A 19,669-nucleotide genomic window follows, 5' to 3' on the forward strand; every position below is an offset into this window, starting at 1 on the left:
TGCGCCGATCACCCTACAAATTTCTAATTCTCGGCCCTATTTCCGATGCCCCATGCCCTATGAATGATTCTCAAGTATCACCAAATCCCTCAAAACCTGTCCATCCCCTAAAACGGCTGCTGAAGTACGGGCGCCGCTACCGCCTGAAAGCTTGGCTGGCAAGTATCTGTTCGTTGCTCAATAAATTCTTTGATTTAGCGCCGCCAGCATTAATCGGTATTGCCGTTGATGTGGTGGTGAAACAGCAAGATTCTATCCTCGCTCAGTGGGGCATAAAAGATGTCTTTTGGCAACTGGCAATTATCACTCTTTTGAGCGCAATTGTTTGGACGTTGGAATCTCTTTTTGAATATGCCTATGATTATTTGTGGCGCAATTTGGCTCAGGATATTGAACACGATTTGCGTCTGGAAGCTTACAGCCATTTGCAGGAATTAGAATTAGCTTATTTTGAAGAGCGCAGCACGGGCGGTTTGATTTCTATTCTCAATGATGATATCAATCAACTCGAACGTTTTTTGGACGACGGTGCTAATGAGGTGATTCAGGTAATTACAACGGTTGTTGTGATTGGAGCGGCTTTTTTTGCTGCATCTCCTGGTGTTGCTGGGCTGTCAATGCTGCCGATCCCTTTTATTATTTGGGGTTCGATCGCCTTTCAAAATCGCCTCGCTCCTTTTTATGCTGATGTGCGGGAAAAGGTGAGTTTTCTGAACGGGCAACTGTCGAATAATTTGATGGGAATTACTACTATTAAAAGTTTTACTTCCGAAGATTATGAAATTCAGCGCATCGAAACACAAAGCCAAGCTTACCGCCAAAGCAACCGACGGGCGATCGTACTTTCGGCAGCTTTTATTCCGCTGATTCGGGTTGTGATTTTCTTGGGGTTTATTGCAACGCTATTTCTGGGCGGTTTGGAGGTGGTGGCGGGGCGATTGTCTGTGGGAACTTACAGCGTTTTGGTGTTTTTGACGCAGCGGTTGCTGTGGCCTCTGACTCGCCTGGGAAATACTCTGGATCAATACCAGCGCGCAATGGCATCTACTAATCGGGTGATGAATTTGTTGGATACTCCGATCGCCATTCGCACGGGTGATATTCGGCTGCCGGTTAGTTCGATTAAGGGTGAGTTGGAATTTAAAAATGTTACCTTTTATTATAATCAAAGAAAACCCATATTGCAGTATTTTTCCTTGACTCTGCCGGCGGGAAAAACTACTGCGATTGTTGGGGCTACGGGTTCGGGAAAAAGTACGCTGGTGAAACTAATCTTGAGGCTGTACGAGGTACAGCATGGCAATATTTATCTCGACGGTATAGAATTAAATAACCTGAATTTAAAAGATTTGCGGAGAGCGATCGGATTGGTGAGTCAAGATGTGTTTTTGTTTCACGGTACAGTGGCCGAAAATATTGCTTACGGCAGTTTTGAGGCAACTAATCGAGAGATAGTAAATGCTGCGAAAATTGCGGAGGCTCACGAGTTTATCGCCCAATTGCCGGACGGTTACAACACTATTGTAGGGGAACGCGGTCAAAAATTGTCGGGGGGTCAGCGGCAGCGAATTGCAATTGCACGGGCTGTTTTGAAGAATCCGCCGATTTTGATTCTTGACGAAGCTACTTCAGCGGTGGATAACGAGACTGAGGCGGCAATTCAGCGATCGCTCGAACGAATTACCAAAAATCGCACTACAATTGCGATCGCCCACCGTCTTTCTACTGTCCGCAATGCCGATTGCATTTGTGTCATGGAAGAGGGGCTGGTGGTAGAATCGGGGCAGCACGAACAACTGATCGAACAGGACGGAATTTATGCGGCGCTCTGGCGCGTGCAATCTGGTATAAGATAGAAACGCAGCGGTTTTGGGTAATTGCTAATTAGGAATTGGGAATTGGGGATGGGGCATTGGGCATGGGTAACTAATGACAACAGTCAACTGCCAACTGCCAACTGCCAACTGACTACTGACTGCTGACTGTAAAATATTAGTTTATACAAACAAGAAGAGAAAATGTTTCTATTTGATAGCCCTCAGTCCAAACCCAACGAAAATAGCTGGAGCCGCAAGTTAGATAAATTTGTGAAAGCTAATCAAAATGAATTGGCTGCTTTGGCTTGGGGACTATTTCTGGAAAGGGGAGAGGAAAGCGAGGAGATTTTAGCAATTGATATTGCAGAAACTGCGCGTTTTGTGTATTGTAAGAAAGAGGCGGTTGAGGAGTTGAACCGTCAAGTGAGAAGTCAGATTCAGGAAGTTGTAGGTGTGTTGAACGCTCACAAGCCTGAGAAGGAAGTGGCGATTTTGGCGATCGGTGAAGGTCAAATTAAGTTGATTCTTTTTGAACCTAAGCCTGAACCTCCTGTGTGTTTTGAGGAAGCCGCAACAGATGTGGATACATTGTTGGCTAAGCTGGAACAGCAGATGGTTGAATGTATGAAAGGATAAGATTACTCGGATCTTGAAATCGCGTCTGCACAAACTTTCGTCCCAGCAGAGAGGGGCTAAGAAATGAAAGGAGTATTTAAGCCTCATTTAGTATCAGTTGTTTGAGGGCTTGGATGACGCTGGAACGGACTTCTGGTGAGGTGTCTTTGAAGGCTTTAACTAATATGGGCGCCCTTGCGACATCTCCAATTTTTCCCAGTGCTTCTGCTGCTTTCGCCCTGACAGCGGGGCGGGCATCCTCTAGGGCGGTGCACAAGGTGTCTAGCACCATCTGATAGTATGCGGGATTTTGAATCATGCTGTGAGCCTCCGGTTTGCATAGAGCTTACTGCTGTTTTATTTTACCTCTTACATCTCTGTCAGGAACAGGCTTTTCGGCCTGTTCCACAAAGAGTAAATTTTCTTCTGGGGTGGGCGTCTCGCCCGCCCTGAAAGCCTTATTAAAAATGTTGCAATATTTCAGCAAACTTTTGGGTTGGCTGGCTATTTCACGTCTTCGGATACGCCTTCAATGAAGGCAACAAGTCCTTTGCCCCAGGGGTTTGATTCTGCGAAGTGTTCGCCAACTTTCACGGCTGCTTTTTTGCCACCGTTGTAAAGCCGTTTGAGGCTGATTAGGTTTTGCCACTCGATGGGTTTTTGCTCTTTGATTTCCTTAAATTCTGCATCAATAATATTGAGTGCCTGTTGTTCGTCTTGCACATAGCTATACTTTTTTTCCAATGCCTGAATGATTTGCACCACTGCATTCAGTGCAGCTTCTGGGGAGGATTGCTGGGCGGCTTCGATTTTTTGAATAACCTTGGGATTGCTGTTTTCAGCGGCATAGTTAACGCCGATGGTGGAATTTGGTTGGTTAAAGATGGGTGATTGGTTTGACATCACTGTGACTTCCTTGACAGATTGTATGTTGTATACGCTAGCAGAAACATTCGCCGGATGCCTGCCAATTTCCGGGAGTAGGGACAAGTGACGTATCGGGTAGTTGTAGTATTTGCAGGCGGCTTGGATGGCGAGGATGAGGCGGTGAACTTTTTCGCCGGATTTGGAGGGGATTAAGGTAAGGAGGTGGGGGAGATGGGGGGCGACTTTCTCTGCGTGCTGCTTAGCGATATTGCCTAAGGCATCTGCCGCGCTCCTACGCACATCAGAGTCTGAATGTTCAACGAGTTTAAGTAATCCCGGAATCGCCTTTTCGTCAGCGATATTGCCTAAGGCCTCTGCCGCCCTACGACGCAAATCCGAGTGTGAATCTTCAACGAGTTTAAGTAATCCCGGAATCGCCTTTTCGTCACCGATTTTGCCTAAAGCATATGCCGCGCTCCTACGCACAGAATAGTCTGAATCTTCAATGAGTTTAAGTAATCCCGGAATCGCCTTTTCGTCAGCGATTTTGCCTAAGGCATCTGCCGCCCTACTACGCACATCAGAGTCTGAATGTTCAACGAGTTTAAGTAATCCCGGAATCGCCTTTTCGTCACCGATTTTGCCTAAGGCATCTGCCGCGCTCCAACGCACATAAGAGTGTGAATCTTCAACGAGTTTAAGTAATCCCGGAATCGCCTTTTCGTCACCGATTTTGCCTAAGGCATCTGCCGCGCTCCAACGCACATAACAGTGTGAATCTTCAACGAGGTTAAGTAATCCCGGAATCGCCTTTTCGTCAGCGATATTGCCTAAGGCATCTGCCGCCCTACTACGCACATCAGAGTCTGAATGTTCAACGAGTTTAAGTAATCCCGGAATCGCCTTTTCGTCAGCGATTTTGCCTAAGGCATCTGCCGCCCTACTACGCAAATCCGAGTGTGAATCTTCAACGAGTTTAAGTAATCCCGGAATCGCCTTTTCGTCAGCGATATTGCCTAAAGCATATGCCGCGCTCCTACGCACAGAATAGTCTGAATCTTCAACGAGTTTAAGTAATCCCGGAATCGCCTTTTCGTCACCGATTTTGCCTAAGGCATCTGCCGCCCTACTACGCACATCAGAGTCTGAATGTTCAACGAGTTTAAGTAATCCCGGAATCGCCTTTTCGTCAGCGATTTTGCCTAGGGCATCTGCCGCGCTCCAACGCACATAAGAGTGTGAATCTTCAACGAGTTTAAGTAATCCCGGAATCGCCTTTTCGTCACCGATTTTGCCTAAGACATATCCCGCCCTACTACGCACATCAGAGTCTGAATGTTCAACGAGTTTAAGTAATCCCGCAATCGCCTTTTCGCCACCGATTTTACCTAAGGCATATGCCGCGCTCCTACGCACATCAGAGTCTGAATGTTCAACGAGTTTAAGTAATCCCGGAATCGCCTTTTCGTCACCGACTTTGCCTAAGGCATCCGCCGCGCTCCTACGCACATCAGAGTCTGAATGTTCAACGAGTTTAAGTAATCCCGGAATCGCCTTTTCGTCAGCGATTTTGCCTAAGACCTCTGCCGCCCTACTACGCACAGAATAGTCTGAATCTTCAACGAGTTTAAGTAATTCCGGGATCGCCTTTTCGTCACCGATTTTGCCTAAGGCCTCTGCCGCCATCCTACGCACAGAATAGTCTGAATGTTCAACGAGTTTAAGTAATCTCGGAATCGCATCATCCGATCGCACTTCCTCCAAAAGCTCAACCTTCAACCACCGCGGCACATCCAACTCATCCACCAACCCAACCGCGCGCTTGTGAAACTCCCGCCTCAGCTCCCCCACCAGCCGCGCCCCCAACATCACATCCACCTCTAAAGCCAGCCGCACCACCCGCACCGCCTGCACCTCATTGTCCAACAGCGACAGCATGAACGCCAGAGGCTCCGTCCATTTAAAATAATTCAAATAGAAATGCTGTAACCGTTGATCATCCATCGCATCAGGATGCTTCTCAACCAACAGTTTCAGCAATGCCCGCCCTGCATAATACTCCTGAAATAATTGGTGATGAAACTCAATTTCCTCCGGCTTTGTCGCTATCTGCAACAGATGATGTTCCAGCAAATCCTCTAGCCATTCCTTCGCCTTCGTTGGCGCATCCACCACCCCCCGATCGCGCAACCAGCACTCCAAAATCCCCTCAGCCCGATCGCGAGAAATCGCCACCCAACCATCGGTGGGGCGCTGCGAGTCACCCTCCAACATCACAAAAGCCAACTGCTGCAAAACCTCCGACTTGAATAGCTGAAAACCATCCGAAACCCACGCACCGCGCTTAAACTCCTCATACTGGCGATCGAACTCCTGAAACAACTCGCCCTTACTCTGGGGAATTTTCCCGCTATTTTTAAACACCTTACACATCATTTCCAGTAGTAACGGCGTTTCGGCAATCTCTCGCAGGCGATGGTCCAATTGTCGCAGCAGCGAATCCCCATCTTGTGGCAAATGCTTGTGCACAAACTCCCGCATCTGCGGTTCCGTCAGCGCGCACATCTCCAGTTGTTTCTCAATGTCCAAAGATCCGCCCAGCGCCAAATCCCGCGTCGTGAAAATCATCGGCGTATCGGAATTGTCGTCGCGAAATTGCTGCAATTCCTGCCGCCGTTGTTGCGATGGCATCTCATTCACGCCATCCAGCAACAGCAGTAACTTGCCATCAAACAGCAAATCCTCCACCTCTGTGTCGCTCACTCTGAGCTTTGCTTGTCGAAATTCGGCACAGATTGCTTGTACGATCGAGCGATCGCTCCTCAACTGCACCAACACCGGAATCTGTCGATCGCCCTCCTGGAGCGCTTCTAGTGCCAATTCCCACCGAAAACGCTGCAATACCGTCGATTTTCCCGAACCTGGCTTGCCCACTAGCAGCACTTTTCCCTGCTGCACGTACTTGCGGAGTCCCGCCAGCACTTCCAGGCGATCGATTTTCGTTTCTGGTTTCTTTTCTGGTTTCTTTTCTGGGGATGGAGGTTGCGATCGATCCTCCGGTGGCTTTTCCACCCGCACCTCCACCTGTAAATCCGTCAGCGTGTAGAGATGCTGTTGTTTTTTATAAGACTCAACCAGGGATTGCAGATATTTAGGAAAATCAACTGGTGTCGCCATTTGATTATAGATTTTAGGATATGGATTTATTATAGATTTTTTCTCGATCGGCGATCGACGCTGAAAATTCCGGGAAAAAGTAGCATCAATATTCTGTGTGAGTAACCATCATCTCGCTCCCCCCTAACCCCCCAAAACACAAGGGGGGGACAAGAACATTCATTCAAAGTCACCCTTATTAAGGGGGATACGAGGGGGATCGAAACTTCGATAAAACCGAGATATTATTATCAATATCAGAATAACCAGCAATCAAAATAACCAGCGGGCGGCGAATCGTCATGCAAAATTTGAGCTTTGTCTAAAGTAGGTACAGCCCCCGCCAATTCTCTACCTACTTTTACCTCAAGCGCCCTGTCTGTTAATGGAAAGGAAAATTGATAGCCATCTTGCAAATATTTTGCCCTAGCTACAATCTCATCTTTCTCCAAACTCGGGCTGTTGCTACCAATCAAAATGCTATTACTTTCCTGGCAAACACACACGCACACCTGAGAAAACACACTTTGAAAAGTTGTGATTTTTTCGGCATAAAACTCATCTCTGTGCAGCAGATTTGCTAGTACAACTCCCTCGCTTGACAAGTGTTTTTCGCAGATTTGATAAAATTCTTTGGTGGATAGGCGGTGCGGAAAGTAGCCGTTGCCAAAAGCTACGTCGATCATGATGATATCGTACTGAGTATCTGATTTTTGCTGCTCTAAATACTCTCGGCCATCTTGAATTGTTACAGTTAGCCGATCGTCAAACTGCACTCCAAAACACTTTTTAGCTGCTTCGATCGCGATCGGATCGATCTCCGCACATTCTATAACAGTGTCCGGCAAATAGTGGTGCAAAACTAAGGGAACTCTGCCGCCACCAAATCCAGCCATGTAGATTCTTTGAGGTTGGCTTTGCCACACTAAACCCAACATCATCGCCTGAGTATATTCAGACACTAGATGTAAAGGATTGTTGAAATCGAAAACAGATTGCAGTAAATCTGTGTGCTGATTTACTTTTTCTACTAAAGATAGCTTAATGTGCGATCGCTCTTTTGTGACTGCAACATAGTGAACACCAGACTCTTTGCAAAAAATAACGTGGTCTGGCTGTTGCTGCAGCCAAGCTAGCCGCTGTCCAATAGCGGATAAATTGATAGATTGCCAAGTTTTGTGTTCCTCAATCATCTGATTTTAAATTTTATTTAAATTCGATATTCTCTAGGAATATAGCCTCATCAACTCGGTTTCTATAAAAATGCATGAGTCGCCCGGTATCTGCGAAGAAACCGGGTTTCTAGTCAAGGCTGGGGCAAGTCATGTTCTCATTTTCCAGCATGGCGAAGAACGAGAAGACAACAGAAATTCACCCGATTACAGCCGCTTGTACGCCACCAATTCCAAACCGGAAATCGAAAGTTCCACTTTTTCCCAACCTTGCTTGTCACCTTCTAACTTTTCAAAGGCTGCTGAGGTTAGCAAAATCTCTCCCCGTTCCGCCAAATCCTCTCCCAGCTTGGATGCCAGATTAAATTCCGCTCCGTACATATCCTCTCCTTCCAGCATCAAAACATCGCCGCAGCCAATACCAATGCAGAGGTAAATATCCATTTCCGGCGGCAGTGTCGTGTTGACAGCAGCCGTTTGCTTGAGAGAGTCGATCGCAGCTTCCACCGCCGATTTTACATCGCCAAAAACTGCAAAAATATTGTCTGCTTCCTCCTTAACTACAGTGCCACCGTATTCTGAAATTATCGGTTTGACAATTCCGTGCATCCGGTGAATCATTGCCAAAAAATGAATAATTCCGTAGCGGACTGTCGTGCGCGAAAATCCCGACATATCCATTACTAAAATTGCGTAATTTTTGCGGAAAGTGACATTGATTTTTTCATCAATTTCAGCCATTCTTTCGGGATGTTCGTTTCTTTCTTGCAGCAACTTTTCCAAGTTAGCGCGGTTATTTGTTTTCATTTTGGTTTAATTAAATTCCCAATCGCGACACAGTTCTTGAGGGCGGCCAGCCGGATGCACCGCACAATTGATGCCATCCTTGCCGTAATAATAATCGCACACTTTGCAAGGTTGAGTTTGCTCTAATTTTTTCATCAAAATTGCCCGGATTGTCTGGACTCGGTTGCGATACTTGTTTGCATTCGAGTGACTCGGTTCAATTGCCAAAGCTTGCTCGAAAGCGGCTAAGCTAGAATCGTACAATTTAATAATTTGGGCGCTGTATTTGGTCCAAGCATCGGCGTGGCTTTGATAAAGTTCGACTGTGTTTAAGTTTAAAATTCCATATTCCGTCCAAGCATCGGCTGAAGCTCGATCGAACTTAATATTGGCATTGAGCAAAACTTTTTTGATCGTTGCCAAAAGTTCCCTCGGCTGCCAAGGTTTGCTAACATAAGCCTCGGCGCGATCGCCCTGGAACCGGGAAAATAAAGCTAACTGCTGTCCCTTGCCTGTTAAAAATACCACGGGTATATTCCGAGTTTCGGGATTAGCTTTAATTAAACGGCAAACCCCGTAGCCGTCGAGACGGGGCATTATGACATCTAATAATACTAAATCGGGGCAATTTTTCTCAACTTTAGCCAGCGCTTCCACACCGTCTGATGCCTGAATTACATTCAATCCACTGCATCTCAACTGATGTGAAATGCACTCGCGCTGGCTGCGGGAATCTTCCACCACTAAAACTGTTCTCATCACTCCCCACCTGGTTTTTGAGGTAAACTTGTTCGCTGCTTCGAGTGGCCCTTGCTGAAATCAGTTTACCCGGCTTGGATGAATTTGTTATCACTGGCGAGCTAAACTTACTCAAATTGCAACAAATCTTAAACTGGGGAGCGAAGAGGATACTTATCAGAAAATGCGGGTTGCCAATACGCGGATAATTGTTGAAGATTTGGGCGGCAAATATTGGGCTTTTAAGCCTTAATAACGGCAAATCGTACTGATATCGGACGAAAACCTTGTTGAATTGCAACAGATAATCGGCTACTGTATACGTTGAAGTTCTGAAGGACGACAAATGAATCGATTGCTCCTCACTTTATTGGTAAGTCCAACGCTCTTTGGATCTGTGATGTCTTTGAGCGCGATCGCAAATCCCGCTCAAATTGGCGAAACACCAAGCCAATCGGCTGATTCGCCCCAATGCGTGCGATCGCCCCACACTCAGCGTCTGACTTGCGTGCGCCTCCCAGCCAAAGCTGCTGCTGCTAATTCTAAAGTAAAAATCAGTTGGCAGCGGCCCGATGATCAGCAGGTGGCAATGCTGGATTTTTCGGAAGAAGAAAGTGATGCAGCCTCGGCGTTGTTTGGCTGCGATTGTCAGATGTGTATCAACTCGCTGCGACAGTTGCGCGGTTTGCCACCTCTGGATCTGACTTGAGGCCGATCCGACAGCATTGGGAGTCAGGCTCAAAAACCAGGTTTCCGATCGCTGCGCGCTTTTGATTGCCTTTAGCTTTCTCACATTTAGAGAAATTGTAGTCAATTTGTTCCAGGATTTCTAGAGATTTTTTATCTCTCAAAATCGGGTCTCTACTTTTTAGCGAGAACTTGTTTAAGTTGAGCAGTTGCTTGCTCAATTTTTTCGATACTACCTGGGTTGACCAATCCGTAGTAGTCAAAAACGTAAACTCGATTATTTTTGGTTGCGGTTAGTTGATTCCAAAATGAATCAGATTTAAATTGGTCTAAAATTCCTTCTCCCCGATCGACTATAATGATTACTTCCGGATTAGCCTCTAAAACCTTTTCCGCTGAAAGCGTCACGTAGCCTCGAACGGGGCTATCTCCTTGCAATTGGGCTGCGACATTTTTCACGTTAAACTTACCCAGCAAATCTCCAGCCCAACTGCTTTGATTGGGCGATAAAATCGGTTGTCTGCTTACCAAAACTAAAGTGGCGGGGCTTTGATTTGGGATGTCTGCTAAAAATGTTTGGTAGCGTTTTAAAAGAGGTTCGGGATTGGCATTGAGTGATTTAGCTAAAGTTGTTGTTAACTCTTCTAGGGATTTCCAGCTATCAACTTGAGTGAGTAAAGTTTTAATTCCAAGCTGCTGCAATTTTTGCATTGTTTGGTCATGAAATCCCGATGCACCTACAACCAAATCCGGTTTCAAGGCGATGATTTTTTCTAAATTAGGAGGGGTGCGTTCAGCAGTGACTGCGGTAATTCCTTTAAATTTGGGGTTGCTGCTGACTAATGCGCTGCCGGGAATTCCTACAAGTTTGGTTGGGTCGAGTTGATGGATAATATCGGCTGTTAAAGGTGTTAAAGCTACAACTTTTTGTGCGGATTCGCTGTTAGTTGTTTGTGGTTGATTGGCGGGCGAAACAGCAGGAGTTGATTGCTGAATTTGGGGTGAAGTGGCGGCGGAGCAAGCGGTAAATGCTAAACTTAGCAACAGGATAGCGGTACGATAAAAAAAAGTTTTGTACATAGTTTAGGCGGGAGTTACAGCAAGTTTAGACCAGGTTGAGACAGAATTGACGGGAAGTTCGATCGCACTCAGAAATGATTGTTGACGGTTGACTGTTGGGATATTTGAACAATACCGATGCAACCGGAAACGATATGACGGGAAGTTCGATCGCACTTTAGCGCTTAATGATTTAAATATCAATAGTTTACGGTAAATTTTGTAGAAAAAACCGCATTTATTGCGTGAATGCGGTTTTTTTAAGTATCTCTTAAGTTTTATTCCACCCTTGAAAATCAAGATTAGGCAATAGTTTAAAGCCTGTGGCACTGATATAGAACAGCGAATTGTGGCAATAAGTTAATAGAAATAATTATGAAGAAATTGAGAACTTAGTGCGAGGGCAGGGTTATACTTATCATAAAAATATTAAGTGTGAATAGTAGGAGCTATCGCACAAATTTGCAAGCCTACAGAAGTTTCTAAAATTATAGCTTCTACGCCAAAAATCTGAGCTAGATTATCAGGATTTAAAACTTGTGCGGGAGTTCCTACACAAAAAAGTTCTCCTTTATTTAACATAGCAATTCGCGAACTGTACCTGGCAGCTAAATTAATTTCATGCAGCACCGTAATAATCGTCAATTTGTGTTCTATATTTAGTTTATTAAGCAAATCTAACAATTGCAACTGATAGCAAATATCTAAATAAGTCGTAGGTTCATCTAACAGCAAAACTTGCGGGTTTTGAGCCAACGCTAAGGCGAGGAAAGCGCGCTGGCGTTCGCCTCCTGAGAGTTGTTCGACGGGGCGATCGCGAAATTCCTCAATCCCAGTTTGACCGATCGCAACTTCCACCTTCTCTGCATCTTCCTTGCTCAATTCCCACTGCCACCAACCCTGATGAGGAGAACGCCCCAAACTAACTAATTGCCTTACCGTCAAACCTTCCGGTACTGTTTGCTGCTGTGGCAAAATCGCTAATTTTTGAGCGACAACAGCAGCAGGTTGAGTATGAATTGCCTTGCCATCAAGCAACACACTTCCTTGCTGCGGAGTTAGGATGCGGCTAACTAACTTCAAGAAAGTAGACTTACCAGAACCGTTGGCACCGATGAGACTCAACCACTCACCAGGTTGTAAAGATAAAGTGATGTTGTGGGCGATGGCAACTTCGCCATAACCACCAGTTAAATTTTGGATTTCTAAAGACATTATATTTTGTTATTGGTTATTGGTTATTGGTTATGGGTAATCGGTAATTAATTTTGCGTCTTCCTTCTTCCTTCTTCCTGACATCCGTTACATCCGTTACATAATCCGTTGCCGAACTTCCCTCTTCCTTCTTCCCTCTTCCTTCTTCCTTCTTCCTTCTTCCCTCTTCCTTCTTCCTTCTTCCCTCTTCCTTCTTCCTTCTTATTAATAACTAGAACGCCGATAAAGCAGCCAAACAAACAGCGGAGAACCCAACAAAGCCGTAACCGTACCCACAGGCAATTCTACGGCGCCCAAACGAGCCAAAAAATCAGCAAAAGTCAACACCCAAGCACCGCCGATCGCACTCAGCGGCAACACAAACCGATAATCATTACCAACCAACAAACGCACCCCGTGAGGCACAACCAATCCCACAAAACCAATCAATCCGCCGATGCTGACAGCACTCGCAGCTAGCAACGTCGCAACACCCCCAATCAACAAGCGCGATCGCACCAGCGAAACCCCCAAACCAACAGCTAAATCGTCGCCCAAAGCCAGCAAATTTATCGAGCGACCCAAAAAACATCCTAACAACAAAGCCGCCAAAATATAAGGTGCAGCCACCTGCAAATCCGACCAACCGCGACCGTTCAAACTACCAATTAACCAATTCAAAGCAGCTTGCAAACGGCTGTCTTCAGCTAACAGCAGCAGTGTAGTTTGTATTGCCCCAAACAGAGAACTCACAGCCACACCAGCTAAAACCAAACGTTCAACAGAAATCCCCGTTTTAGTTTTTCCCAAAAAGTAGACCAGCATCGAAGTTAAAATAGCACCTATCCAAGCCGCCAAAGGCACCCAACTTTGAAATATTCCCAAAGTCAGCATGGTAATCGCAACCAACCCTGCACCCGCCGAAATTCCTAATACAAAAGGATCTGCTAAACCGTTGCGGAGCAAACCTTGCAGCAAAGCCCCCGACATTCCCAAAGCCGCACCAACCGTCAGCGCTGCCGCCACTCTGGGCAAACGCAATTCCCAGAAAATAGTCTGATTGACAGCATCACCTCGGTGCAGAAATGCTTGCCACAATTGAGCTGCACTCATGGGTACCGCACCAAAAGAAAGCGAAAGGGCGATGGTTAACAGCAAACCCAATCCTAAGAATACAACTGCCTGAAGAATTCGATATTTTAGCCAGATTTTTTGCAGAGTCACTACATTACACCACAATCTTCCTTAACAGCACTAAATCCCATATTTCCTCTGTTTTGAATGCTCGAACTCGTTAACTACAATAACAATAACCGATTCACCTGAAGACGGCTTCAGTGGGAGGACATGAGCAGGCGATCGCACCCGTCGGCAAAATTAAATGTATAATATTAACGAAGTAAACCGCTACGAGTGAATCATGTCTGCAAACACCGCGCTACCCGCAGCCCTAGCTAAAATTGTCCAGCGCTTTCAGCGACATTCCGATCCGAAACAGCGCTACGAACAACTGCTGTGGTATGCCAAGAGACTCCCAGCATTTCCCGAAAGCGATAAACTGCCGGAAAACAAGGTTTCTGGCTGCGCGTCGCAAGTTTATGTTACTGCAAATTTGGCAGAAGGAAAAGTTTTGTTTCAAGGCGATTCAGACGCTCAGTTAGTCAAAGGATTAGTTGGCTTGCTAGTGGAAGGTTTGAGCGGATTGACGCCTGCTGAAATCGTCAGCGTTACCCCAGATTTTATTCAAGACACGGGATTGAATGTGAGTCTGACACCCTCCCGCGCTAACGGATTTTACAACATCTTTCAAATGATGAGAAACAAAGCCGTTGCTTGCGAAGTGAGCAAGCAAGCCGAAGCAAATTAAAAGAATAAACAGCCATGACTCAAACTACAAATTTAACAAAATTAGGTTCTGGCAACTATCCCGCTGCAGTTAAAGAATATCTCTGGAATTGGAAAGAAACGCAAATCAAAGTTATTTACGAAACCAGAGGACAGGGAAATCCTGTATTGCTACTGCCGGCTTTCAGTACGGTTTCGACGCGAGAAGAAATGCGTCCTTTAGCAGAATTGTTAGCTCCTAGCTTTCAAACTGTGAGTTTAGATTGGCCTGGTTTTGGCGCATCGGATCGCCCGCGAATTGACTACGAAGCGCAATTATACCATCAATTTCTCAAGGATTTTGTTGAGTCAATTTTTAATAGTCCTGTTGCTGTAGTTGCGGCAGGTCACGCTGCGGGTTATGCGATGCAATTAGCGCAATCAAGCCCCAATGTTTGGTCAAAGATTGTGTTAGCTGCGCCGACTTGGCGCGGGCCTTTGCCGACGATGAGCAAACAGCAAAGCGGGTGGCATGGAATCGTGAGAGAATTAGTACGATCGCCTTTACTGGGACAATTCCTCTACAAACTCAACACTGCACCGTCATTCCTCAGTTTGATGTACCGCCGCCACGTCTATGTTGATGCAGCTAAAGTCACGCCCGATTTCATCCAAAGCAAATGGCAAGTGACGCAAAAACCAGGTGCTCGGTACGGTTCCGCTGCCTTTGTGACTGGTGGTTTAGATCCGGCTAAAGTGCGATCGGAATTTACAGATAATTTTCAACAATTAGCAGTGCCTGTGATGGTTGTAATTGCTGAAAATGCGCCGCCCAAATCAAAGGCTGAAATGGAAGCATTAACGGAATTACCGGGTGTTGAGTCGCGAGTTATTCCTGGTTCTTTGGGAATGCACGAAGAGAATGCAGAAGCTTTGGCAAATGCGGTTAAATCTTTTATTTGAGAGAATTAAGAGGGAATGAACCGCAGAGGGCGCAGAGAACGCAGAGGGGAGAAGGGAAGAGGGGAGGAATGCAAGCTGTTTTTTTAACGTTAGTTTGGATTGTTTGCTATTGGTTTTGTCTGCCAGCTTATGCTATCGGAGAGTCGCCGATAATCAATTTGCCAAAGAGTACGATCGAAGGTGCGATCGACTTTCACATTCATTCTTCTCCTGATGTGATTCCGCGCAGGTTAGACGATTTTGAGGTAGCTAAGTCAGCGGCACGATCGCACATGAAAGCTGTTGTATTAAAAAATCATTATGCCAGCACAGCAGCGCGGGCAGTTTTGGTTAATAAAATAGTACCAGAAATCGAAGTTTTCGGGGGAGTTGTTCTCAATCATTCGGTAGGGGGAATTAATCCCGAGGCTGTAGGCGCAATGCACCGCATAGGTGGCAAATACGGTAAAGTAGTGTGGCTGCCCACGGTTGATGCTGAGCATCACTTGCAGGTTTTTCACAAGTCGGGAATTGGGATTAAAGTTGCGGAAAATGGCAAGGTTTTACCGGAAACAGCAGCGGTGTTGAAGATGGTAGCCAAAGAGAATTTGATATTGGAAACCGGTCATATTTCCTCAGAAGAGGTGATGGCAGTTGTCGGTGAAGCCAACCTGCTCAACATTAAAAACATCCTGATTACCCATGCAATGGCGGATGTACCGGGCTTGTCTCTTGAAAATATGCAAACAGCCGCCGCAGCCGGAGCTTTCTTAGAACTCGCGTTTGTGAACGATTTGATGGGAGAAAAGGCCGCTGATGAGGCACACAAAAACTGGCATCAAGTTTCTATTACTAAGATGGCAGCAGCGATTAAACTAATCGGAGCCGAGCATTTTGTTATGAGTACAGATTTGGGAAGAAAACCCGATCCTTTGCCGGCGGAAGGTTACAAATTATTTGTGGAAAAATTGATAAATGAAGGCATTTCTCCGCACGAAATTGATTTAATGACGAAACACAATCCAGCTCGATTGTTAGGCATTTAGAATTGGTAATTGGTAATTGGCCATCGGGGATTGGGAATCGCTAATTGGGAATTCTCTTCGCTCTTTTGTCTTCCTTCTTCCTTCTTCCCTCTTCCCTCTTCCCTCTTCCTTCTTCCCTCTTCCTTCTTCCCTCTTCCTTCTTCCTTCTTCCCTCTTCCTTCTTCCTTCTTCTATTCTTGATTGCCTTTGCCGCGCACGTATCCGTTATCTGCAATGCGCCAAGCACCCCCAGCATTGCCCGTTAAATCGCAATCTTCCACGGTAGCAATGCTATCTCTGTAAACGCCGATCGCCGCACCTTCATTACCATTAATCCGACACCGGCGCACGATCAATTTTCCTCCCAATCCGACACCTATTCCCAAACTGCCGTTGTCAAAAATACTGCAATCTTCCACCGTTGCTTTCCCATTATCCGATATAAAAATTCCGTTCCATACCCCATCATGAATTTGAGTGCGGCGGAGGATAGAATTTGCATCAGGACCGCAAATTCCCACAACAGAATAGTCCGCAGAAGTGATATCGCTGTCTTCTATGATTAACTCGCCTTTGCGAATATCTACAGCGTAATGTTTTCCAGTCGCGCTCAGCGTTAAACCGCGCACTAAAGCACTGTCAGTTACCATTTTAATGCAGTTTGAGTTGATACTTTCAACCACAATGCGATCGACCTCTCCGCTGCCGATAATTTCAACCGCTTTGTCGAGAATTAGACTTTCGCGGTAAACGCCTGGATGCACCTCAATGCGCGTGCCCGGTGCTGCATTTTTCAGCGCTTCGCTAATAGTAGTATAATCGCCTTGCCCCTGCGGAGAAACAACAAATTTTTGACTATTCAAAACTTTGGGATCAGAAGTAGATGCTTCAATTTGCCCTGACTTCGAGTCAAAATGCTCAGATTGTCGATCGCCAGCTTCGGAAAGTTGCGAGGTTAGCTGCAAGCGTTGTTGATAAACTGTCTCTAGTTGGTGTTCTAACTCGGATACTTGAGATTGAAGTTGAGCTTGATTCTGGTTGGCTGTCTCGATTTGACTTTGGAATTCCGACAGTTGAGAATAAAGGTGCGATCGTTCTCTGTTAGCAGTTTCTAGCTGAGATTCTAATTCAGAGCGACTTTGACGCACACTTTCTAACTGATTTTCTAAGTCGGAGATTTGAGATTGAAGTTGATTTTGATTCTGATTGCCTGTCTCGATTTGAGTTTGCAATTGCGAGATTTGAGAATAAAGGTGCGATCGTTCTGTGTTAGCACTTTCTAGCTGAACTTCTAATTCAGAGCGAGTTTGATACACACTATTTAGGTGATTTTCTAACTCAGATACTTGAGATTGAAGTTGAGCTTGATTATGCTTGGCTGTCTCGATTTGACTTCGCAATTGCGAGATTTCAGAAGTGAGCTGAGATTCCACTTCAGAGCGACTTTGACGCACACTCTCTAACTGATGTTCTAACTCGGAGATTTGAGATTGAAGTTGAGTTTGATTCTGATTAGTCGTCTCGATTTGAGTTTGCAATTGCGAGATTTGAGAATAAAGGTGCGAGCGTTCTGTGTTAGCCGTTTCTAGCTGAGATTCTAATTCAGAGCGACTTTGACGCACACTTTCTAACTGATTTTCTAACTCGGATACTTGAGATTGAAGTTGAGCTTGATTCTGATTGGCTGTCTCGATTTGAGTTTGCAATTGCGAGATTTGAGAATTGAGCTGAAATTCCAATTCAGAGTGAGTTTGACGCACACTTTCTAACTGGTGTTCTAAGTCGGATACTTGAGATTGAAGTTGAGCTTGATTCTGGTTGGCTGTCTCGACTTGACTTTGGAATTCCGACAGTTGAGAATAAAGGTGCGAGCGTTCTGTGTTAGCCGTTTCTAGCTGAGATTCTAATTCAGAGCGACTTTGACGCACACTTTCTAACTGATTTTCTAACTCGGATACTTGAGATTGAAGTTGAGTTTGATTCTGATTGGCGGTCTCGATTTGACTTTGGGATTCCGAGAGTTGAGAATAAAGGTGCGATCGTTCTGTGTTAGCACTTTCTAGCTGAATTTCTAATTCAGAGCGAGTTTGATACACACTATTTAGGTGATTTTCTAACTCGGATACTTGAGATTGAAGTTGAGCTTGATTGTGATTGGCTGTCTCGATTTGACTTTGCAATTGCGAGAGTTGAGAAGTGAGCTGAGATTCCACTTCAGAGCGACTTTGACGCACACTCTCTAACTGATGTTCTAACTCGGAGATTTGAGATTGAAGTTGATTTTGATTCTGGTTTGCTGTCTCGGTTTGACTTTGTAATTGCGAGAGTTGAGAAGTGAGCTGAGATTCCAATTCAGAGCGACTTTGACGCACACTTTCTAACTGGTGTTCTAACTCCGATATCTGAGATTGAAGTTGATTTTGATTCTGGTTTGCTGTCTCGGCTTGACTTTGAATATCCGAGAGTTGAGAATAAAGGTGCGAGCGTTCTGTGTTAGCTGTTTCTAGCTGAGATTCTAATTCCGAGCGAGTTTGACGCACACTATCTAGCTGAGCTTCTAAGTCGGATACTTGAGATTGAAGTTGAGTTTGGCTCTGGTTGGCTGTCTCGGTTTGACTTTGGGATTCCGACAGTTGAGAATAAAGGTGCGAGCGTTCTGTGTTAGCAGTTTCTAATTGAGCTTGCAGTTCTGATAACTGAGACTGGAGTTGGGAGCTATCTCCCTCCTGGCGATGTATCTGAGACTCCAATTCTGACAACTCAGCCAGCAGTCTCTCTCGCTCTAAAACAACCATTTCGGATTGAAGTTGTAGTTCATGAACTTGAGAGTTTAACTGCATTTTATCCAGATTAGCAGCTTCTAACTGTCTTTGCAGTTCTAATAATTCAAATGGAGGTTGCTGTGCTTGTTCGCGAGCGGTTTGCAATTGAGAGTTGAGTATTTCGCGTTCTTGCTCTGCACTCTCTAATTGAGCTTGTAGCTCTGACAATTCCGAAGTAAATTGCGATCGCTCTGCTTCGACTAATTGCAGTTGAGTTTGCAAACCCAACAGTTGAGACTGAAGTTGCTCCCGCTCTTCAATGGAGCGATCGAACTTAATTTGAATTTCCGACAACTGGTACTGTACCTGCAATCTGCTTTGACTAGCCGTTTCCAACTGACTCTCAAATTCCGACAGCAGAGCGTGAAATTGAGAACGTTCTGCATCAACCGTCTCTAATTCTGCTTGCATTTCCAGTAATTGAGCGTTAAGTTGCGATCGCTCCTGCTCCGCAACTTCTAACTGATATTTAAGTTCTGCCACTTCTGCTAACTGCGACTCAGCTTGTTGAGCATTTTCTAGCTGAAACTGCAAATCAGCAATCAGAGAATCAATTTGCGATCTATCCTGGGCAATTCCTGCCAAAAATCCTTCCATTTCCGACACTTGATTTTTTAAAAAATCTTGCTCGCGAGTCACAGTTCCCAACCGACTTTGCAACTGGGATAATTCAGAATTTAGCTGATTTTCATTCTGCACCTTTTGCCGCAATTCCGAATTTCGGGCATCCAACTGAGCCGCCAAATTTGATATAGCCTCCTGCGAACCCTGCATCCGCACCAAATTGCGTGAATTTCGCTTATTCAAAATTAGCCAGCAGACTAATGCCCCGCCTCCAAATCCTATGAATAAAAGTAATGCTTGCATTTGTTTTATCTAATTAATATAAATTGAGTGATTTTGATACTGAAAAAAAAATGGACATCTACAAATCGCTATCTTACTCAAAGCTATCACACCTTGCC

The 19,669-nt window shown here is 45.3% G+C and carries 16 protein-coding genes and 1 pseudogene; 6 read left to right on the plus strand and 11 right to left on the minus strand.

What is annotated here, in order from left to right:
• Positions 1-143 precede the first annotated feature (143 nt).
• Together D0A34_12970 and D0A34_12975 are read left to right on the plus strand one after the other, a co-directional pair.
• Positions 144-1,856 carry an ABC transporter ATP-binding protein gene (locus D0A34_12970; protein UNU22278.1) on the plus strand — a complete coding sequence of 571 codons (1,713 nt, stop codon included), beginning with the start codon at positions 144-146 and terminating at the stop codon, positions 1,854-1,856.
• 162 nt (positions 1,857-2,018) lie between these two features.
• Positions 2,019-2,453 carry a hypothetical protein gene (locus D0A34_12975; GenBank protein ID UNU19659.1) on the plus strand — a complete coding sequence of 145 codons (435 nt, stop codon included), beginning with the start codon at positions 2,019-2,021 and terminating at the stop codon, positions 2,451-2,453.
• 76 nt (positions 2,454-2,529) lie between these two features.
• On the opposite strand, the gene D0A34_12980 is transcribed toward D0A34_12975, so the two are convergent.
• The 5 genes from D0A34_12980 to D0A34_13000 all read right to left on the minus strand — a co-directional run bounded on the left by D0A34_12980 (position 2,530) and on the right by D0A34_13000 (position 9,172).
• Positions 2,530-2,751 carry a HEAT repeat domain-containing protein gene (locus D0A34_12980; protein ID UNU19660.1) on the minus strand — a complete coding sequence of 74 codons (222 nt, stop codon included), beginning with the start codon at positions 2,749-2,751 and terminating at the stop codon, positions 2,530-2,532.
• Positions 2,752-2,936: 185 nt separating this feature from the next.
• A complete protein-coding gene (locus D0A34_12985; protein ID UNU19661.1) occupies positions 2,937-6,476 on the minus strand; it encodes an NACHT domain-containing protein in 3,540 nt (1,179 codons plus the stop codon).
• 236 nt (positions 6,477-6,712) lie between these two features.
• Positions 6,713-7,648, minus strand: coding sequence for a spermine synthase (locus D0A34_12990; protein ID UNU19662.1), 936 nt, complete (start codon positions 7,646-7,648; stop codon positions 6,713-6,715).
• A gap of 186 nt (positions 7,649-7,834) precedes the next feature.
• Positions 7,835-8,434: an adenylate/guanylate cyclase domain-containing protein gene (locus D0A34_12995; GenBank protein ID UNU19663.1), complete on the minus strand. Its 600-nt coding sequence runs from the start codon at positions 8,432-8,434 to the stop codon at positions 7,835-7,837.
• A 6-nt stretch (positions 8,435-8,440) separates the two neighbouring features.
• Positions 8,441-9,172: a response regulator gene (locus D0A34_13000; protein ID UNU19664.1), complete on the minus strand. Its 732-nt coding sequence runs from the start codon at positions 9,170-9,172 to the stop codon at positions 8,441-8,443.
• Between the two features lie 325 nt (positions 9,173-9,497).
• Here D0A34_13000 and D0A34_13005 point away from each other — a divergent pair, with 325 nt between their 5' ends.
• Positions 9,498-9,860, plus strand: a complete 363-nt coding sequence (locus D0A34_13005) for a hypothetical protein (GenBank protein UNU19665.1) — start codon at positions 9,498-9,500, stop codon at positions 9,858-9,860.
• A 61-nt stretch (positions 9,861-9,921) separates the two neighbouring features.
• Here D0A34_13005 and D0A34_13010 read toward each other — a convergent pair.
• From D0A34_13010 to D0A34_13025, 4 genes and pseudogenes are all read right to left on the minus strand, one after another.
• Positions 9,922-10,011, minus strand: a pseudogene (locus tag D0A34_13010) (class I SAM-dependent methyltransferase).
• Between the two features lies 1 nt (position 10,012).
• The gene (locus D0A34_13015) at positions 10,013-10,918 is read right to left on the minus strand and encodes an ABC transporter substrate-binding protein (GenBank protein UNU19666.1); all 906 of its coding nucleotides are present in this window, start codon (positions 10,916-10,918) and stop codon (positions 10,013-10,015) included.
• A 408-nt stretch (positions 10,919-11,326) separates the two neighbouring features.
• The gene (locus D0A34_13020; protein UNU19667.1) at positions 11,327-12,112 is read right to left on the minus strand and encodes an ABC transporter ATP-binding protein; all 786 of its coding nucleotides are present in this window, start codon (positions 12,110-12,112) and stop codon (positions 11,327-11,329) included.
• Positions 12,113-12,316: 204 nt separating this feature from the next.
• The gene (locus D0A34_13025) at positions 12,317-13,315 is read right to left on the minus strand and encodes an iron ABC transporter permease (protein UNU19668.1); all 999 of its coding nucleotides are present in this window, start codon (positions 13,313-13,315) and stop codon (positions 12,317-12,319) included.
• Positions 13,316-13,511: 196 nt separating this feature from the next.
• On the opposite strand from D0A34_13025, the gene D0A34_13030 reads away from it, so the two are divergent.
• The 3 genes from D0A34_13030 (at position 13,512) to D0A34_13040 (ending at position 15,903) form a co-directional block, all read left to right on the plus strand.
• Positions 13,512-13,958 carry a SufE family protein gene (locus tag D0A34_13030; GenBank protein ID UNU19669.1) on the plus strand — a complete coding sequence of 149 codons (447 nt, stop codon included), beginning with the start codon at positions 13,512-13,514 and terminating at the stop codon, positions 13,956-13,958.
• A gap of 14 nt (positions 13,959-13,972) precedes the next feature.
• Positions 13,973-14,878: an alpha/beta hydrolase gene (locus D0A34_13035; GenBank protein ID UNU19670.1), complete on the plus strand. Its 906-nt coding sequence runs from the start codon at positions 13,973-13,975 to the stop codon at positions 14,876-14,878.
• A gap of 68 nt (positions 14,879-14,946) precedes the next feature.
• Positions 14,947-15,903 (plus strand): histidinol phosphatase, encoded by a 957-nt coding sequence (locus D0A34_13040; protein ID UNU19671.1) that lies wholly within the window; start codon positions 14,947-14,949, stop codon positions 15,901-15,903.
• Between the two features lie 40 nt (positions 15,904-15,943).
• Here the strand turns inward: D0A34_13040 and D0A34_13045 are convergent, their stop codons facing one another.
• Both D0A34_13045 and D0A34_13050 read right to left on the minus strand, forming a co-directional pair.
• A complete protein-coding gene (locus D0A34_13045) occupies positions 15,944-16,129 on the minus strand; it encodes a hypothetical protein (protein ID UNU19672.1) in 186 nt (61 codons plus the stop codon).
• The gene (locus D0A34_13050) at positions 16,074-19,571 is read right to left on the minus strand and encodes a hypothetical protein (GenBank protein UNU19673.1); all 3,498 of its coding nucleotides are present in this window, start codon (positions 19,569-19,571) and stop codon (positions 16,074-16,076) included. Before D0A34_13050 ends, D0A34_13045 begins: the two co-directional genes overlap by 56 nt.
• Between the last annotated feature and the right edge of the window lie 98 nt (positions 19,572-19,669).

The organism is Microcoleus vaginatus PCC 9802 (genome assembly GCA_022701275.1).
Classification (GTDB): Bacteria; Cyanobacteriota; Cyanobacteriia; order Cyanobacteriales; family Microcoleaceae; genus Microcoleus; species Microcoleus vaginatus_A.

Excerpts from the sequence above, each read along its gene's own strand:
- D0A34_12975 (UNU19659.1), top strand. The coding sequence starts at position 2,019 with ATGTTTCTATTTGATAGCCCTCAGTCCAAACCCAACGAAAATAGCTGG.
- D0A34_12980 (UNU19660.1), bottom strand. The coding sequence starts at position 2,751 with ATGATTCAAAATCCCGCATACTATCAGATGGTGCTAGACACCTTGTGC.
- D0A34_12985 (UNU19661.1), bottom strand. The coding sequence starts at position 6,476 with ATGGCGACACCAGTTGATTTTCCTAAATATCTGCAATCCCTGGTTGAG.
- D0A34_12990 (UNU19662.1), bottom strand. The coding sequence starts at position 7,648 with ATGATTGAGGAACACAAAACTTGGCAATCTATCAATTTATCCGCTATT.
- D0A34_12995 (UNU19663.1), bottom strand. The coding sequence starts at position 8,434 with ATGAAAACAAATAACCGCGCTAACTTGGAAAAGTTGCTGCAAGAAAGA.
- D0A34_13000 (UNU19664.1), bottom strand. The coding sequence starts at position 9,172 with ATGAGAACAGTTTTAGTGGTGGAAGATTCCCGCAGCCAGCGCGAGTGC.
- D0A34_13005 (UNU19665.1), top strand. The coding sequence starts at position 9,498 with ATGAATCGATTGCTCCTCACTTTATTGGTAAGTCCAACGCTCTTTGGA.
- D0A34_13015 (UNU19666.1), bottom strand. The coding sequence starts at position 10,918 with ATGTACAAAACTTTTTTTTATCGTACCGCTATCCTGTTGCTAAGTTTA.
- D0A34_13020 (UNU19667.1), bottom strand. The coding sequence starts at position 12,112 with ATGTCTTTAGAAATCCAAAATTTAACTGGTGGTTATGGCGAAGTTGCC.
- D0A34_13030 (UNU19669.1), top strand. The coding sequence starts at position 13,512 with ATGTCTGCAAACACCGCGCTACCCGCAGCCCTAGCTAAAATTGTCCAG.
- D0A34_13035 (UNU19670.1), top strand. The coding sequence starts at position 13,973 with ATGACTCAAACTACAAATTTAACAAAATTAGGTTCTGGCAACTATCCC.
- D0A34_13040 (UNU19671.1), top strand. The coding sequence starts at position 14,947 with ATGCAAGCTGTTTTTTTAACGTTAGTTTGGATTGTTTGCTATTGGTTT.
- D0A34_13050 (UNU19673.1), bottom strand. The coding sequence starts at position 19,571 with ATGCAAGCATTACTTTTATTCATAGGATTTGGAGGCGGGGCATTAGTC.